Source organism: Solirubrobacter pauli (assembly GCF_003633755.1).
GTDB classification, from domain to species: Bacteria; Actinomycetota; Thermoleophilia; order Solirubrobacterales; family Solirubrobacteraceae; genus Solirubrobacter; species Solirubrobacter pauli.
In genome coordinates this window covers 782,276-798,037 of sequence record NZ_RBIL01000001.1, presented here as the reverse complement: position 1 = coordinate 798,037, position 15,762 = coordinate 782,276, and the positions used below count along the sequence as shown (strand labels likewise).

General features: G+C 70.5%; 15 protein-coding genes. 7 read left to right on the top strand and 8 right to left on the bottom strand.

Features of this window, described 5'->3' with window-relative positions:
* Positions 1–21 precede the first annotated feature (21 nt).
* Positions 22–1,038 (bottom strand): helix-turn-helix transcriptional regulator, encoded by a 1,017-nt coding sequence (locus tag C8N24_RS03605; RefSeq protein WP_121248086.1) that lies wholly within the window; start codon positions 1,036–1,038, stop codon positions 22–24.
* Entirely contained in the window at positions 1,035–1,877 is an 843-nt protein-coding gene (locus C8N24_RS33645; RefSeq protein WP_170178824.1) for a helix-turn-helix transcriptional regulator, read from the bottom strand. The genes C8N24_RS03605 and C8N24_RS33645 overlap by 4 nt, the downstream gene beginning before the upstream one ends.
* Before the next feature lie 952 nt (positions 1,878–2,829).
* On the opposite strand from C8N24_RS33645, the gene C8N24_RS03595 reads away from it, so the two are divergent.
* The 3 genes from C8N24_RS03595 (at position 2,830) to C8N24_RS03585 (ending at position 7,764) form a co-directional block, all read left to right on the top strand.
* A complete protein-coding gene (locus C8N24_RS03595) occupies positions 2,830–4,836 on the top strand; it encodes a CehA/McbA family metallohydrolase domain-containing protein (RefSeq protein WP_147447617.1) in 2,007 nt (668 codons plus the stop codon).
* Between the two features lie 801 nt (positions 4,837–5,637).
* On the top strand, positions 5,638–5,943 hold the full coding sequence (locus C8N24_RS03590; protein WP_147447616.1) for a hypothetical protein: 306 nt from the start codon (positions 5,638–5,640) through the stop codon (positions 5,941–5,943).
* 195 nt (positions 5,944–6,138) lie between these two features.
* Entirely contained in the window at positions 6,139–7,764 is a 1,626-nt protein-coding gene (locus C8N24_RS03585) for a CHAP domain-containing protein (protein ID WP_147447615.1), read from the top strand.
* Positions 7,765–8,131: 367 nt separating this feature from the next.
* Here the strand turns inward: C8N24_RS03585 and C8N24_RS03580 are convergent, their stop codons facing one another.
* Positions 8,132–8,911, bottom strand: coding sequence for a hypothetical protein (locus C8N24_RS03580; protein WP_121248078.1), 780 nt, complete (start codon positions 8,909–8,911; stop codon positions 8,132–8,134).
* A 314-nt stretch (positions 8,912–9,225) separates the two neighbouring features.
* On the opposite strand from C8N24_RS03580, the gene C8N24_RS03575 reads away from it, so the two are divergent.
* Both C8N24_RS03575 and C8N24_RS03570 read left to right on the top strand, forming a co-directional pair.
* Positions 9,226–9,390, top strand: a complete 165-nt coding sequence (locus C8N24_RS03575) for a MerR family transcriptional regulator (protein ID WP_121248076.1) — start codon at positions 9,226–9,228, stop codon at positions 9,388–9,390.
* 421 nt (positions 9,391–9,811) lie between these two features.
* Positions 9,812–10,357 (top strand): hypothetical protein, encoded by a 546-nt coding sequence (locus C8N24_RS03570; RefSeq protein ID WP_121248074.1) that lies wholly within the window; start codon positions 9,812–9,814, stop codon positions 10,355–10,357.
* Here C8N24_RS03570 and C8N24_RS33270 read toward each other — a convergent pair.
* From C8N24_RS33270 to C8N24_RS03560, 3 genes are all read right to left on the bottom strand, one after another.
* A complete protein-coding gene (locus C8N24_RS33270) occupies positions 10,309–10,758 on the bottom strand; it encodes a hypothetical protein (protein WP_147447614.1) in 450 nt (149 codons plus the stop codon). The genes C8N24_RS03570 and C8N24_RS33270 overlap by 49 nt on opposite strands.
* Before the next feature lie 213 nt (positions 10,759–10,971).
* On the bottom strand, positions 10,972–11,379 hold the full coding sequence (locus C8N24_RS03565; RefSeq protein WP_147447613.1) for a hypothetical protein: 408 nt from the start codon (positions 11,377–11,379) through the stop codon (positions 10,972–10,974).
* Positions 11,380–11,521: 142 nt separating this feature from the next.
* Positions 11,522–12,490: a hypothetical protein gene (locus C8N24_RS03560; protein ID WP_147447612.1), complete on the bottom strand. Its 969-nt coding sequence runs from the start codon at positions 12,488–12,490 to the stop codon at positions 11,522–11,524.
* 146 nt (positions 12,491–12,636) lie between these two features.
* Between C8N24_RS03560 and C8N24_RS03555 the strand changes: the two genes are divergently transcribed.
* Together C8N24_RS03555 and C8N24_RS03550 are read left to right on the top strand one after the other, a co-directional pair.
* A complete protein-coding gene (locus C8N24_RS03555) occupies positions 12,637–13,626 on the top strand; it encodes an ARPP-1 family domain-containing protein (protein WP_147447611.1) in 990 nt (329 codons plus the stop codon).
* A gap of 59 nt (positions 13,627–13,685) precedes the next feature.
* The gene (locus tag C8N24_RS03550) at positions 13,686–14,411 is read left to right on the top strand and encodes an ImmA/IrrE family metallo-endopeptidase (protein WP_121248065.1); all 726 of its coding nucleotides are present in this window, start codon (positions 13,686–13,688) and stop codon (positions 14,409–14,411) included.
* Here C8N24_RS03550 and C8N24_RS03545 read toward each other — a convergent pair whose 3' ends face one another.
* Complete coding sequence (locus C8N24_RS03545) at positions 14,412–15,062, bottom strand: hypothetical protein (RefSeq protein WP_121248063.1); 651 nt, start codon at positions 15,060–15,062, stop codon at positions 14,412–14,414. It abuts the gene before it with no gap.
* Positions 15,059–15,670 (bottom strand): RNA polymerase sigma factor, encoded by a 612-nt coding sequence (locus C8N24_RS03540; RefSeq protein WP_121248061.1) that lies wholly within the window; start codon positions 15,668–15,670, stop codon positions 15,059–15,061. Before C8N24_RS03540 ends, C8N24_RS03545 begins: the two co-directional genes overlap by 4 nt.
* Positions 15,671–15,762: the final 92 nt, after the last annotated feature.

Here is a 15,762-nt window from a genome sequence, read left to right as displayed (position 1 = left end):
CTCCATCGTGGTCTGCTGCGGCTAGCTCATAGGCGGTACGAAACCGGAGGCGACGGCGATTGCCACGAGCTCGTTCGCGTTGTGCACGCCCAGCCGCTCGACAGCTGACGTCACGTGCCGCTGGACCTGCCTGCGGGAGATCGACAGACACTTGGCGATCTCGTCGTAGCGATGTCCGTCGGCAAGCAGGGCGACGACCTCCAGCTGCCTACGGGTCAACTTGAGGGTTGGGTCCGCGAGCGCGTTCGACGCGGGCGCCGGTGCGGGCACCACAGCTGGAACGCGTGGTTCGACCGCTTCGAATGGTGTCGCCTCGACCACCGTGACCGCTTCCGCAGGCACGCCGTGCGACGACCCGGCGGGCTCAGGGTCGGCGTCTTGCGCGGCCCGGTTCGGCGCGGCCCAGGTGGCCAGCTCGAGCGCCAGCGCGGCGGTGCTCGCGGGCGGCCCGACCTGCCCGACGTCCACGCGCAAAAGGTGCCGCGCGATCCGTTCGACGACCAAGCCCGTCAGCGTCGTCCAGAAGCCGAATCCGATCCAGAGTCCCAAAATTGACACGGCTGGGGACTCGGCCAGGTCCCCGGAGAGCGCATGGGCGGCGAGGTTGGTGATCAACACGACCGCGCAGTAGCTCCAGGTGCGGCGCAGCGGCGCGACCTGGGCCACCAGCATCACCAACGCGCACGACGGCCACCACAGTTCGCTGCGCAGCGGATAGGCAAGCATGGCCGCCGCCAGCATCACCGGGACGAGTTCGAGGTCGGGCCGCCGGCACAGCGCGCGGTACACCGGCGCGGGCAGCCACGCGACCGCGAACGCCGCGATGGCGACCAGTGCCGTCAAGAGCACGGTCGGCGTCGACCAAGTCACGGGATCTGCGGAATCGCGCAGGGGCAGCATCACGAGCGCGCTGACGGCTGCCGCGCCGCAGAAGAACGCTCCGGCCGCGAACGCCCGCAGACAGAAACGCTCGGCCAGCGCGGTGAGCTCGGCACCGCTTGCTGCCAGGCGCGGCGTCGTCGGGACGAGCGTGGTCATCGCGTCACCCGCGGCCAGTCAGGACGAGCGACGAACGCGGCCAGCTCACGTAGCGTGCGCGCCCCGGTCTTGCGCTTGGCGTGCTTGAGGTGCGTCCGGATCGTTGCGAGGGTCACGCCCTGGTCGAAGGCGATCTGCTTGGGGGCGCGCCCCGCCGCGAGCCCTTCGACCGCCCGGACCTCGGCGGGCGTGAGGTCGATCACGATCGGTTGGGGCTCGCCCGGCCCGAGGAGCAGCGGCGCCCCACGGGACGCGACGGCTTGGTCGAGCGCCGGGGTCAGTGCCGGGGCTCCGGCTCGCAGGAGCATGAGCATCTCTCCGGCGCCGTCGGAGAAGCGGTTGAACAGCCTGCGGATGGCCAGCAACATGAACGCGACGACGGGGAACTTCACGATCGACGACACGACCCCGCCGAGTTCTCCGTCGTCGGCGAGCTCGGCCAGCGAGTATCGCGACAGCAGCCCCACCACGAATCCGACCTCAAGTACGGCGACGCACGCCCAGACCAGCCGGTCGTCTGCCGCCAGAACGGCGAGACCCAGCGACGTCAGGCTCACCGCGACGTAGGCGCCGCCCACCACTTCGTCGGCCGCCACCGCGGCAATCTGCGCCGCCGCGAGCACGACCACCAGTTCAGGACGGCGGGTAAGGGCTGCCCACACCGCACGGCGTTTCCACAGAGCGAAAACGAAGAAGCCCAGCAACAGCACGCCGAGCGTGATCCGGCGTACCGGGTGTTCCCCGAGCCCGTCATCGCTCTGACTATTTGCCACGGCCAGCACGAAGCTGCCAAGCGCGACCCAACCCGACAGCGCCAGCGCTGCGGTGAGCCCGTCCAAGGCCAGTCGTCGCTGCTCTGAGTGCGTCCTGTCCACGTGTTCCTCGTCGTTTCGATCAAGCGACCGCGCGCCACCGTATCCGGAGCGAACGCTCAGTGGAACCGGCTCCCGTTTCGTCGAGCCGTGCCGCGTCAGGGCCACGACGCCGCTGGCGGGCGCGACTCTCGCTCTTCCGGGCTCAAATGGTCACGTCAAACCAACTTCGGTGATCATCCGGCGCTGACATCGACCGCGACTCCGGCTCCATCACCGACGGCGACGCCGGATGCGAGCCCGATCGTCAGGACCGTCCCGCCGGTCGCAACGGATACCGCACCGTTGGCGCCTCCCGCGACGCCGGGTGCAGGCTCGTCGCGTCCGTCGGTCCAAGCCGGCCCGCGCTGCCGCGCGCCGCGGCTGGTAGGCCTGACGCTCCATCGGACGAAACCCACGCCGATACGTGCGCGCCGCAGGCTCGGTACGGTCCGGCGTTCGAAGCAGCGGTCGCGCCGGTAGTCCGCGCATGTCGAGCAGTCTGTGCGACCGAAGGCCTCGCACAGACGCCATTTCGAATTGACGTCACCCTTCGCCGTGGGTCACGAGCGATCAAGTGCACGTAAGGCCTGCCCGGGCGTGTGACCCGTGCAGTGACAAGGCCCGCGGCTCGTCCGACGCGACGCGTGCACGCACTCGACAGCCGAGTCTGCAGGTGACAAGCGCCTAAGGCCGGCAATCTGCGGCGCATCCCCGCGGCTGCGGCTGGCACGCACCGCTTGCGCACTGGTATCGGTCGAGCTCGACCGTGGTAGCTCCTCACTTTGTGCCCTTGCCGCAACTGACGATCCGCGAGAGACTTCGCCACCGGTCAACCGGCCTGGCGCCGTCGACGCGTGAGAGGAAGTGCATGGACGTGGTTGGTCGCATGGCTAGAAGCCGTGCTCGTAGCGGCGCCTGGGCGCGGCGATGGTTGGTGGTGCTCCTCGGGACCGTGGCGGTCACGTGGCTGCTGAGCGCGGCCACCGCGACCGCGCAGACCACAGGACCGCTCGAGCTCACGGGCTGGAAGGCCGGAGACGTGCATGTGCATGCCGGCGGCGACTCCAGTCTGCTGACCAACCGGGTGTGCCGGGACAACAACGTGATCGACGATCCCGTGCCGCGCAGCGAGGAGAGCGTTCAGGCGACGGCGTGCGCGGCGTACGTCGTCGATCAGGTAGCAAGCACGGCCAGCCGGGCCGGCCTGGACTGGCTGGTTCTCGCCGAGCACGGCGCCTGGCTCGGCCTGAAGTCCTATGACCCCCCGTTGGGGTTCCCGACCTACGATGAGACCTTCGGGCGTTCGAGCTGGAGGCTGATCCGCGATAGCGCGAACCGCAGCGCCCCGCGGCACGGGGTGCGGATGCTGATGGGCGAGGAGCTCGGGAGCTCGCCGCCGCTGACGAGCTCCGGCCATTTCAGTGCGTACTTCACGCCCGACTACGTCGTCAATCGTCCTACCGACAACAAGGAATGGCAGTACCTCGAGCGCGTCCGCGACGCGGGCGGCTGGGGGGCCATCAACCATCCGGGCAGCGGGAACACGTGGGGGTGCTGGACCGCGGGCGCGTGCGACCGCGGCACGGTCGAGTTCCCGGAGCAGATGCGGTCGCTGGAGGTCTTCACCGGCGAGGAAACCGTCAAGCACGACGTCCTCGTGCGTTGGGAACAGCTGCTGCGCTACGGGCTGCGAGTGGGGATCGTCGGCGGCAGTGACGTCCACACGACACGGCGTGAGGCGGAACGGCTCGGCGCGCAGCAACCCGGCAACCTCGCGGAGATCGCGACTGACGGCCGCGCACGCACGTTCGTGTACCGGCCGGACCTGGGCCGGCCCAACGCCAACTTCGACAGCGATGCGCGCACCGAGCCGGTCCGCGACGCGCTGCTGCATGGCCGGGCGATCGCCAGCGACGGCCCGAAGATCGCGTTGGCGCTCGACGGCCAGCCGCCGAGCGACGTGACGCAACCGTCGGTCGCAAACGCCTATGGGCTCAAGGTCCGTTGGGATGCGGCCGGTCGCTTCAAGATCAACAGCCTGCGCATCATCGTCGGCGAGGTCGTCGGTCAGGGCTGCGTGACGGATCGCTGCGACTCGGCGGGCGAATGCGCACTCTCCGGCTGCGCGACCTGGCGCGAGCTCGCGGACCTTAAACCGGCGACGGGCGAACATACGGTCACCGTCACGCCGGTCGAGCTCTACGCGCGCCGGATCGGCTCCTGCCTACAGGCACCGACCACGTTTCTCCGGGTGGAGGCGCGCTTCACCAAGGCGGGCAGCAGTCGCACGTTCAGCGCCTACTCGAGCCCCTTCTACCTGCCGCGCCAGCAGCGCGCGTTGACCAGCTCGATGGGTGAGGCAGGCGTCATGCGCGACGTGGGCTACTCATCACAGCGGATCTCCACCGACGCGTGCATCGCGCCCACGCCGACGCCGACGCCCGTTCCCACGACGACGCCCACGCCCACGCCCACGGCGACGCCCGTTCCCACGACGACGCCCACGCCCACCATGACCGCCACCCCGACGGCGTACACGACACCGACCGTCACAGCCACCGCGACCGTCGCCGTGACCCCCGCACCGGACGCAACTGCGGTCCCGGCGCCTGTCCCGGTGATGCCGCTTGCGGCGGCGTCGCCTACGGCGACCTCGGGCGGCAGCCCGCAAGTCACGCTGAGCCAGCGTCGGGTGTCGATCGACAAACGGGGCGTCTCGAGACTGCGCGTGCGCTGCGAAGGCGCGGCCGAGTGCCGGGTTCGGATCACGCTCACCTATACGACCAAACGCAAGGGCAAGATGCGCAAGGCGATCGCGGCAACCAAACGCGTCACGCTCGAGCGTGGGGCGTCCACGGTGACGCTCACCCTGACGCCCGCGCAGCGGCGCGCCGTCGCCAAGGTCAAGGCGAACGAACTGCGAGTGACGGTGCGGATGCTCTGACTCGCTCCGCCCGACCGCGTCGGCCGCGAGCGGCTTCTGCGCCGACCGGTGGCGCACCCTTCGTCTGGTCTCAGGGCCCATCACGCCTGAGGACCGCATCGACGACGGCCCCACGCATGCCGGGCAGGCGCATCAATCCTACGTAACCGCGGCGTCAGTGCGTAGTCGCGGGGGATCCACGCACACTGGCGGTTCGCGGTTCCGTATCGCGGATACGGAGCGTCCGCCGGGGTCGAACTCCGGCGGCGCGTGCCGCACACGGACGGTCGCAGCCTCGACTGCCAGAGTTCGACCGCGACGGGAGACGATGGAGCGGCGCGCTGACGCTGGGCACACGTGTCGGCGCGACCAGCTCGGAGCGACCGCGGCGCCCGTCCGCCGCCGATGCGACTGGTGCAGCCCGGCGCGGGCGGCGCGTCGCGAGCACGGGCAACTTGGCGGAAACGCCAATTGCCGTCACTTCATCACTTTGCGACGTTTCCCCGGTCGACGATGACACGTAGCGTCGGCGCCGTGCAGACAGCGGGGAAAGGGTCACGGATCGTGGGTCATGGACGACGGGGCGAAGCGCCACGCACGCGCGGCGGTCGAGGGCGCGGCCTCGTGCCAAGGCCTCGCGCGCGGGCTTGTGCCGAGCGCCCGAGCCACACCGCGCGTCGGCACACCGCGTCGTCCGCGATCGTGCGGACGACGACATACGACTACCCGGTCACCGGCGAGTACGCGGCGGCCCGCCCGCGGTCGGTTCGCGTGATCTGACAGAAGAGGAAGCGGATGTTCACGTACATAATCCGGTTGGGCGTGCTGGCTGCGGTGGCGGTCGCGCTTGGTTCGGCGATGACCGCCCCTGCGGGAGCGGGCCCCGTCACCAAATGCGCGGGGTTCACCGTCAAGCGCCCGAACTACACCGTCGACGTATCGGCGCTGCGAACGCGCGACGTCTCGTGCGCGAAGGCGCGCCGGGTGGTCCGCGGGTTCTACAAAGTCGCCGGCGGCGGGTCGTCGGTCCGCATCGTGCAAGGGTTCGAGTGCTCCGGACAGGGCAACGACCGCCTCCTGTGCTTCGACATCGACCGCGTCGTCAAGTGGAAGCAACATGTGCGCTGACGCTCCGGCAGACAGCGCGCCGGTCGAACGTCGACCGCGGCGCCCGCGTCGCCGCAGATCGATGCCCGGCGTGGGCCTTCGACGCGGATGCAGTGTCCCGTGCGGTTCCGGTCACGGAGACGGGCGTCCGCCTGCCTGCGCAACCGCGGTTGCTTCTGAAGCAGCTTCATCTCGTTGTCTTCCCAGGGGGTCGTGATGGTCGGCAGATTGTTGACGGGGCTAGCGGGGGCGATTGCGGCGCTTGCGGTGCCCGCCGCGACTGCGCCCTCGGTGCAGGCCACGGCGGTGGACGCGAGGTCGGCAACGCCCGGCCCGGGCGCCGACGCGGCGGCGATCGGCCGCCCTCGCGTCTTCGACGCCGCGGGTCGCGTGGGGAAGGTCCGCCTCGGAGCGAGCAAGAACGCCGCCATCAGAGCGTGGGGCGTGCCCGGCGACATCCAGCGGTCCGGTGAGTACACCGAGCTCAGCTACGGCCGTGGGTTGATCGTGCGAACGGACGCCAAGCGCATCATCGGGTTTGAGATCCTCGGCTCCGCCCTGCACGCCAAGCGCCGGGCGACGGTCGGGTCGTCGCTGAAGACGTGGCGCCGGGCGTACCCGCGGCTGCGTCAGGGCGGCGGAGATACGTGGCTGCTCGATCAGAAAGGCAACCTGACCGCCATCCACCTACGGGACGGCAAGGCCGTGCAGGTGTCCATGCTCTGGCGAGGGGGCAGTGCCCGAAGTGGCAGTGGTGCCGGCCACGCCGGGCGTGGGGCGGGCAGCAACCCGTTCGCCGGCGACCCGCCCGCAGGGCGCGCGCCATGCGCGCGCGACGGCAAGAGCGGCTGGTGCTGGTGCACGTGGTGGGCGTTTGAGAAACGTCCGGACATCTACAACAACTCCGCCGGCAAGAACGGCGTCCCGCGGGGCGGATGGGATGCCAAGAACTGGGCCGACTTCGCCGCGCGCGGCGGCGGCTATCCCACGGGCAGCCAGCCGGTCATCGGCGCGATCGCCGTCTTCGGGCCGACGCCGAGCAACAAGTGGGGACACGTCGCGTACGTCGAAGCCGTCAACGACAACGGATCGTTTGTGATCAGTGAGTACAACCACGGCAACGACGGTCGGCAGTCGCCGAACCGACCGATCGAGCAGTGGCAGATCGCCTCGCAGGGGATCACGTTCATTTACGGCGGCCCTGCGACCGGCGGCGAGTTCATCGGCCACATCATCCATTGGGCCGGCGACACCAAGACGCACAAGACCTCGTGGCTGGTAGTCAACCGCCAGGGACGGCCGAGGCGCAACTGGATTCCCAGGTCTGGGGTTTACAACTGCCTCAAGTCGCGCGGTGCGCCCGGCCCTGACGTCCTTCCGTCGGAGTACCTGAGCACCTGGCTGATCGACAATATCGGTGAGCACGCTGCGTGCGGTGGCGGAGCTGGTGGAGGGGACCCGTTGCCTCCCCCGGACGCGGACCCCGGTGTCCCGGCCACTCCGACGCCGGCTCCCGCGCCACAACCGCCGGCCCCGGGGACTCCGACGCCGCCCCGGACCTTCCCCGAGCAGCAGGGCTCGCTGGGCGCCAACACGTTCCAGAATCCCGTCAACGCATCCGGCCTGGGACCGAAGATCGCTGCCTACCAGTGGGTCGACGTCAGCTGCAAAGTGCATGCGCCACAGATCGCCAGTGCGAACCCGGACGGCTACTGGTACCGCATCGCCACGGCCCCCTGGAACAACGCCTACTACGCGGTCGCCAACACCTTCTGGAATGGCGACGTCCCGGGGCAGAAGCCGTACACGCACTTCACGGACTTCGCCGTGCCCAACTGCTGACGGTCGGCGCCCGAGGGTGCCTCACGCAATGGATCGTCGTCGACGCCCTGGCGCCGACGACGATCCTGCACGCCAGTGTCTGGGCTACGTGATCGTGTGCGGTCCTTCGGAGCCGGCTGCACCTCGAGCATCTACGGAGCGGGCCGAGGGACTGGTTGCGTAACAGGTCGGCGAGGTATGCAGCTCTGTGACCCACCATTGGAGCCGGAAAATCGCCGAGGAGCGGGCTCGCCAAGAGGTCGATCGCCACTCGGGATACGGCTCCGGCGGTTTGACGGGATCTAACGCGTCGCCCAGCCGTGCGCGCATCGATTCTTGGGCACGCATCTTCATGAGCGCGGTGGCGTCGTGCGCGAACGGCCGACGGCTATCGTCCCTCGAGCGCCCGCAGCAGCCGACGGGCGCTGCCCTCGTGGCCAGACCGCTTGAGTTCCGAGGCGGCCGACGCAACCAGGCCTCGCAAGCGCCCGATTTCCCGCCGAAGCAGCTCTGCTTCCTGCTCCAGGCCGGCCCATCGACGCGCGAGGGCGTAGCCGGGCGCCTTCTCGCGAAGATAGTCGTGCCACCAGCGTTCGCCGGGTGTGTTGCCCCGCAGGCGCATCTCCTCCTCGGTGTCGTCGAGATAGCCCACGACGGTGTGCGGCTCGGCGGCGGCGAAGGCCTGGGCCAGGGCGACCGCGGCTTCCAGCGGGAGGTGCACCGTCCCGCGCCGGTCTCGGAACGCCAGCGGATGCAATCGAGCCGGCTCGCCGTCAAGTCCGGCGCGGTCCATGATCCGCTGCAGCTCGGTTTCGCTCATCGCAAGCCCGCCGGGAGAGACATCGGCCCCGGGTTCGCCGCTTGACTCCAGGACCGCGTTCGCTGCCGCGCCTAAGGCGGCGTCGGCGGAGCCGGCAGCATGCTCGTCGAGTCGGGCCTGATGTTGCTCGTCGCGGAGCACTGCGTGGCGTTGGCCCCACGGTGCGATGAGCTGCCGCGTATGCACGTATTCGTCTAGGCCAGGGTGCGGGCCGTCCTCGAAGCGGACCTTGACGCGACCTTTGCGGCCGACGACGTCGAGGAGCTTGACCTTCAGTAGCGGCTGTCCGGCCCCGCGCCTCTCGCGGTAGGCGTAGAGGCGCCCCCGTTCAAGCAGACGGGTCTCCACAAATGGGGACGGTAAGCGAACCGCGGCCGGTAACGCAAGGGGCCGGCCAGGGAACGACGCGCTCAGCGGCATAAACCGCCGTCGGTGCGGCACTACGACGACGACCAGTTCGGGGAGGCGCCGATTGGAAGTGCGGGACCGTCCGAGTCGCCATCGCGGGCGGCGGGTCGGCTCGCGAAGCGCCTCCTTAGCTAAGCCGTAGCGGCCTGCCAGTGCAACGAGCTAGGGATGGCCGGTAGCTTCGTAGGCTTCCGAAGATGTCGGAACCTCACCGCGCTGAGCCTGGGGAGCCGCCCGCAAGCTCGCGTCGGCTCTTGACGGCCGCTGACCTGGCCGCGCGCCGGCAGGTTCCCGAGTTGCACGTGTACCGCCTGACGCGGCGCGGGGTACTGCCGGTCGTTCGGCTCGGCCGCTACTCCCGGGATCGGGCCGACGCGCTCGAAGCGTGGGAGCTCGGCGGCGGCATGAGCGAGCACTGACCACAGCCCTTCGCCGGCGGTAATCCAGCGCCGCAGCTTTCGCTGCACGGAGGGCGACCCGTGCGCCGCACCGAGTGTCATCCCAAGGCGGGACGCGTCGCGCTCGGCGTGGGCCCGGAGCATTCAGGCGGTGGTGCCGCGCCATGGCGGCGGTGAACGCGTGAACCTTGTCAAGGCCGCGCATGAGCCATTCAACCCTGTCTTCGACACGTACTCGCGTGCGCCCGGGCGGCGTCGTCGTGGTGGTGGCAGATCCGCTCGTAGACGGGGCGGGTCCGTCGCCCGCGCGTTTATCAAAACGACCCCGGGCCCAGGTCGTCGAGCCCACCCGCAGGCGGCGTGGCCGGGCGCTCGCACGGCGACGAAGTGAGGCTCACGGCCCGGTGCGAATTGGGACCGCTCGTCGCGGCATACTCCGCTGATGATCGAGGTCGGGGCCTTCTCCATCACACCGTTGCAGCGGCTCGTCGACATCGACGGCGAGACGCCGGACGGGCAGGCCTCCTCCGGGCGTGGGCGCTTGTACGACGTCAGCGACGGGGGCGAGTCACGTTTGACGGTGCGCGACACGTCATGGGCCAACGGCGAACGGGATGTGGTCGCCACCGAGCGTCACGATTCGCCGCAGCGCTTTGACACGCTCGTTGCACGGTTGCGGCTGGCCGTCCTTCCGCACGGCTCGGCGTTCTACTTGGAACTCCGTCAGGCGCGGCTCAAGGCCAACGGGCGGGCCAACCTGTTCGTCCCGGACGAGCAGGCACTCGACGCCGGTGCCGGAATCGCGGTGCTGCGCGAACTCGAACAGCACGGCGCAACGCGTGTGGGCACGCGGGAGACGCTGCTCGACGACACCGACCGCACACGCACGCGGCTCGGGGCGGTGTTTCCCCGTGAGGCCGAGCTCGTCCCGCTGGTGGCTTACGTCTGCACGCGGGTCGCGCCAGTCGCCCAGTCGCTGCAGGCGTAGACGACGCTGCCGTGGAGCGGAGGAGACGCTCGCCCGTCAGTGCATGACGCCGAGGTGCCGTTCGGCGCAGCCTTGGCACGTCGCTTCGTCATGCATGTGCCCGGGAATGAAGCGGCCATCACAGGTCCGGCGCTCGCGAAGCGCGTGCGCTCGACGATCCGCGGCGTCCCGAGCGCCTCGGACAGGCATCCGTCGGGCAGACCACGCAGAACGTGCTCGGTCTCGCGCAGCACGGGGCGCGGCTCGCTTGGTCCCAACCAAGTGACGTCGAGCCAGCCGACGAACGTCCCCGCCGGCGTCACCACCGCACCGAGGGCGTCGGCGTCGTCTCGCCAGAGCCCGTCGTGGTAGCTGAGACCGACGGACCGCAGGATGCGCGCGTGCGCGTCATCGGACGGCATCTCGCCGATGTTCGCAGGCAGCGCGGTCGAAGTCGGCGATCAGGCACTCAGCGCGCTGCGGATTGAACTTTCGAGTCTAGGCGCATGGAGAACCTGATCGCGTCGGCCGGCGTGCGAACCGGCGCTGGCCGTCAACGGACTTGGCAGGGTGCATCCGGCAACCGGTGTCCTTGAGAGAGGCGACGTCGCGAGCCGGTCACGGCCGACATCCGGTCACAGACGGCCGGGCGCGTGAACGCCGTCCATCAGCGCGGACAGCGCCGCCTGCACCAGGCGTGCCTCGTTGGTCTGACCCGCTAGCCCGAGCTGGTCCGCGAGCTGGCCCGGATGGCACGGAAGGGCGGTGAGCACTCCCCGCCCCGTGTGGCTCTGCCACACAAGCCAGCTGTGCTCGTCCCCGGAGCGCGGGTGGACACCGGCGAGGTCGCGAACCGGCGTGAGGATCAGGTCCACCGCCGGCTTGCTTCGCAGCGTCCGGTGCAGCGTGACGTTGAAGGAGATGCCGTGACCGGCGATCAGATGACCGCAGAGGTCGTTGAGCTCCGGTTGCCACTTCAGGTTCATGTGCGCGCAGTCCTTCCAACCACCAGGCATGAGCCGCAGCCAGTCCGGCGGGCGCAAGCGGAGCGGAAGCCATTCAGCTGGCAAACGCTCCGCGGGCCTCGCTGGCCGTGGGCGTCGCACAACGCCACACATGGCGCTGCCGCGCGAGTGGGGCCGTGTCCCGGTGGTTGCAGCGGAGGGACGCGTAGCCGCTGAGAGCTCACTGTCTGGGAGCTCGGCCGTCATGGGCGAGAAACACGTCGAGGGCTTCGTGCAGCGCGTCCTCGAAGGCCAGCAGCTCCGCCGGGAAGCGGGCGAATTCGAGCCTCACGTCGCCGGGGTCCTCGCGGATGACCAGGGCGCGCGGCCGTTGCTTGGGGCGCAGCGATTCCACGGTTAGTACGCACTTCTGTCCTTTGGCTCTGAAGCCGTACTGGACCCATCCGGTGCGGGCGCCGCCCTGCACGACCCGACCGCTGCGGTTGCCGCGCAGCTCGACCGGGGTGCCGAGACGCGTCTCGATGTGGCGCCGCGCCCGTTCGGCCGCGAACTCAAGCTGCGTACGCGGGGCAGGTCGAACGGCCCCCAACTTGCCGAACCGCTCGCGGCGCGTGTAGACGGACAGCAGCTGCTGCCAGCGGACGGTCAGCTCGGGGTCGTCGAACTCGAGCGCGAACAGATCGGCCAACACGTCGTGCCAGAGCACGATCCCGAGCCAGCGTCGATCGGGGTCCTTGAAGCGCCCAAAGGCGTGGACGTTGCTGGTCAACGCCAGCACCGCCATCGATGCCTCGGACGCAAGATCAAACGCGGCCGGGCCCGCTCTGAGCGAGTCTTCCAGCTGGCCCTTGGAAAACGGCGCGTCGAGCTTGGCTTCGACGATCAGACCCCAGGAGTCGTCCGCCGTCAGCGACAGATCGGCGCGTCGGTCTCTGCGGCTGAGCCGGCCGCCCGCTGTGAACCGGTGCTCCCCGCGCGTCGTGAGGCGAGGCGGTACGGGGCCGAGGCGATCACGCGCGGTGTCGTTCGGCGCAACGCGCAGCAAGGCGCGTGCGAACTCGGCGGCGGCGTGCGGATCTGCCGCCAGAACCTCCGTCATGCACGCCGTCAGTCGGGGCTCGGTGGCTCCCTTGGGCGCCTCGATCAGCGCCAACGCCGTGTCGATCACATCAAGTCGAGCAGCAGACACTCGCGCAGGATATGCCGCACGGTCGGCATCCGCGTCACCAGACCCGCAATCGCAGGCCAATGACGACCCTTATCGCTTGAACGTCGGGATGTCAGACCACGGGGGACAGGCACGACTGTATGGCGAAGCCCACGGAAGGAGAGCTCATGAGCACCTTGGAGAACACTCTGGCGGACGCGGTGTCCGTCGGCGAGCCGGATCTCGTCGGCCCGCTCGCGGTGTTCCCGCTGATCGCCACGCAGCGCCCGGCGTTGCCCTTCTTCGCATTCGCGCAGGCCGTCGCGCGCGGCGTCTCGGTACGCGAGCTGCCTGAGGGCGCGAGCGTCAACGAGCTGCTGGTCGCCAACCCGCTCGAGCAGCCCGTGCTGCTCTACGAGGGCGAGGAGGTGCTGGGCGCACAGCAGAACCGCACGATCGACGACTCGGTACTCGTGCCGCCGCGCGCTCAGGTGCGGGTGCCGGTGCACTGCGTGGAGGCGCAGCGCTGGGATGCCTCCCGGTCCGGGGAGGCCTTCGCGCCCGCGCCCCAGGTGGCGTACCCGGACCTCAGGCGCGCCAAGAGCGAGCTCAAGCGCCAGCGCCAGCACGCGGCCGTGCGGGCGAGCGCCGAGCAGGGGGCGGTGTGGTCGATGGTCGCGGAGAAGGCCCAGCGTCACGGCGTGGCGTCGCCGACCGCGGCGCTGCACGACGTGTTCGAGCGCCGGCGCGAGCAGCTGTCCGCGCTCGCGGCGGCGGTCGCCGTCCGGCCGGGGCAGGTCGGCATGCTGGCGGCGATCGGCGGGCGCTTCGTGGTCGTCGACCACGTCAGCGACCCGGCCGCGTTCGCGGCGCTGCACGCGCCGCTGGTGCAGGGGTACGCGCTGGACGCGGTCGAGATCAAGGAGACCGACCCGCCGACCTTAGCCGATGCCCGTGGCTTCCTGGAGGCGCTTCGCGACGTTGACCCGGTGCGCACGGAGGGGCTCGCGCCCCGCATCGTCGGCCTCGGCACCCGGGTCCGGGTCGACTCGCCGCACGCCGCCGGTACGGCGCTCGTGCACGACGGCGAGCGCATCGCGCTGACCGCGTTTGCGCACGGACCGCGGCCATCGGCGCGCGTCCGGCGCCCGTCGCGGCGGCGCCCCCGCCCGAGCTGATCGCGCCGTAACGGCCCGCTCGCGCGACACGCGCGGGCGGGCGGCACTACGGTTGCGTCGTGGCCGGACTGGATTCCAACCGTGGTGCCAAGCGGGCGCGCGAGGCGCGGGAGGCGCTCGGCCTCGACGCCGGCGCGCCCGTCGACTGTCTGCTCACCGTCGTGGAGGAGCGTGCGGCCGTGCCGGTTGTGGTTGCGGCGTTGCCGGGCGACCTGGCCGGGGCCTGTTACCGCGAGTCCGACGAGGACGTCGTGGTGTGGGTCAACGGCAGCCAGCACGTTGTGCGGCAGCGCTTCACGCTCGCGCACGAGCTCGGGCACGCGTGGTGCCGGCACGACGGAGGCTTGGAGCCGGACTCGTTCGCGACCGTGAGCGGCCGGACGACCAACCCGTTGGAGATCCAGGCCAACGCGTTCGCCGCCGAGTTCCTGGTCCCGCGCGCCAGACTGGAAGCCCGCGGGCGGCGCGAGCCGACGCTCGAGGACGTCGTGACGGTGGCGGCCGAGCACGGCGTGAGCGCGATCATGGTCGTCTACCGCTTCAAGCAGCTCAAGCTCGCGTCCGACCGCCGGGTCGCGGCGCTGGAGGCCGAGATCGACGAGCGGCTGCACGAGCGGCTGTTCGGCGAGCTCCGACTGGACCCGCTGTTGGACCGGCTGGCGGCGGTCGAGTCGTTGCCGTACCTGTCGCCGGCGCTGGCGGGCACGCTGCTCGACGCCGCTCTGCACGGCGTGCCGGTGGTGGAAGCGGACGTGGTCGGGGCGGTGGGGCGGCTGCTGCTGTGATCAGGCGTCGCGGCCGCCGGTGAACAGCCGGTCGAGCTCGTCCGCCGGAGTGGGCGCGGGGGTGAGCGCGGCGCGGCTGAGCAGCTCGAGGTCGTGGCGCAGCGCGTGTTCGCCCGGCTGGTCGGAGCGCAGCAGCGCGGCCGCGGGCGGCGGCGTCACGACGCGCGGTGCCGCGGCGGCGAGGTCGGTGAGCCAGCCGGTGCTGACGTCGAGCAGGCCGCCGAGGGCGTCGAGCAGCCGTCGCGACAGCCGAGTGGGGTCGAGTTGCTCTAACTCCAGGCGCTGGAGGTAGTCGGCGGCTCGCGGCGTGTCGGTTGGCGCGAGGTCCAGCCGGTCGACGAGGCCCGCCGCGAGCTCGTCCGGCGACAGCGCCGCACGTCGGCGCAGCCGCGGCAGTACCGTGGCCCAGCTGCCGCTGGGGCGCGCCGGCTCGAGCAAAGGCTGGACGCTGGGATGCGCGTGGATCGCGGCGCGCGCTTCGTCGGTAAAGGCGGGGGTGGGGGCGACCTGCAGCCAGCTATCGATCCGGTCGGCGAGCTCGGCTCGGTCCTGCTCGTCCGGCAGTCGGGCGAGATACTCGCGCACGCGCGGGCGTCGACCGGCGTTCCAGTCGTCGATGAAGTCGCTGAGCAGCTGGTCGGCGGAGGTCATGCGTCGTAGCGGTCCTTCAGCTTGGCAAGGTCCTTCATCGCGCGCGTCCGGCGCTGGTAGACGTTGTCGCGCGAAATGCCGAGCTCGGTGACGATCTCGGGCAGCTCGGCGCCTGCGAACGTAAGCTCGAGCACCTGGCGGCGCTCAGGCTTGAGCTGCGGCAAGGCCCAGTCCAGGAACTGGCGCGTGTCGGAGGCACGCTGCTGGTCGTCATAGCGGCGGGAAGCCTCCGCGGCGTCCCAGCTGCCGCCGTCCTCGGGCGGCGCGTCGAGGGACGGGCCGTCGTGGCGGTGCGCGCGGACCGACGCCCGCTGGACGTCGATGCAGATGCGCTGCGCGAGCGTCCGGGTGGCATTGACCAGCTCGCCGATCGACGTCCCGTTGAAGGTGGCGATGAGCCGGTGCGCGAAGCGCTCCATGGCCATCGCCACAGCCAGTTCGTGCTCGTCGTTGTCCAGGCGTCCGCGGTGGGCGACCGCGACGAAGCCGTCCATGCGGTCGAACACGTCGATCACGAGCTCGTCCCACCAGCGGCGCATCGCGCGTTCGTCACCGGCCCGGCGGGCGGCGACGAACCGGCGGAGGTGTTCCTCGGCATGGTCAGTCACGCGCGCCCTGTCGCGTTCCAGCGGCTCGTCGGCGGTCGCTCGGCTCGATCACGCATGCAGAGTCGTCACCCCGCGGCGCAATCTGACAGGCG

Bases quoted from the DNA above. Each gene is read 5' to 3' on its own strand.
- C8N24_RS03605 (WP_121248086.1), bottom strand. From the start codon at position 1,038: ATGACCACGCTCGTCCCGACGACGCCGCGCCTGGCAGCAAGCGGTGCC.
- C8N24_RS03585 (WP_147447615.1), top strand. From the start codon at position 6,139: ATGGTCGGCAGATTGTTGACGGGGCTAGCGGGGGCGATTGCGGCGCTT.
- C8N24_RS03570 (WP_121248074.1), top strand. From the start codon at position 9,812: ATGATCGAGGTCGGGGCCTTCTCCATCACACCGTTGCAGCGGCTCGTC.
- C8N24_RS33270 (WP_147447614.1), bottom strand. From the start codon at position 10,758: ATGCCGTCCGATGACGCGCACGCGCGCATCCTGCGGTCCGTCGGTCTC.
- C8N24_RS03555 (WP_147447611.1), top strand. From the start codon at position 12,637: ATGAGCACCTTGGAGAACACTCTGGCGGACGCGGTGTCCGTCGGCGAG.
- C8N24_RS03545 (WP_121248063.1), bottom strand. From the start codon at position 15,062: ATGACCTCCGCCGACCAGCTGCTCAGCGACTTCATCGACGACTGGAAC.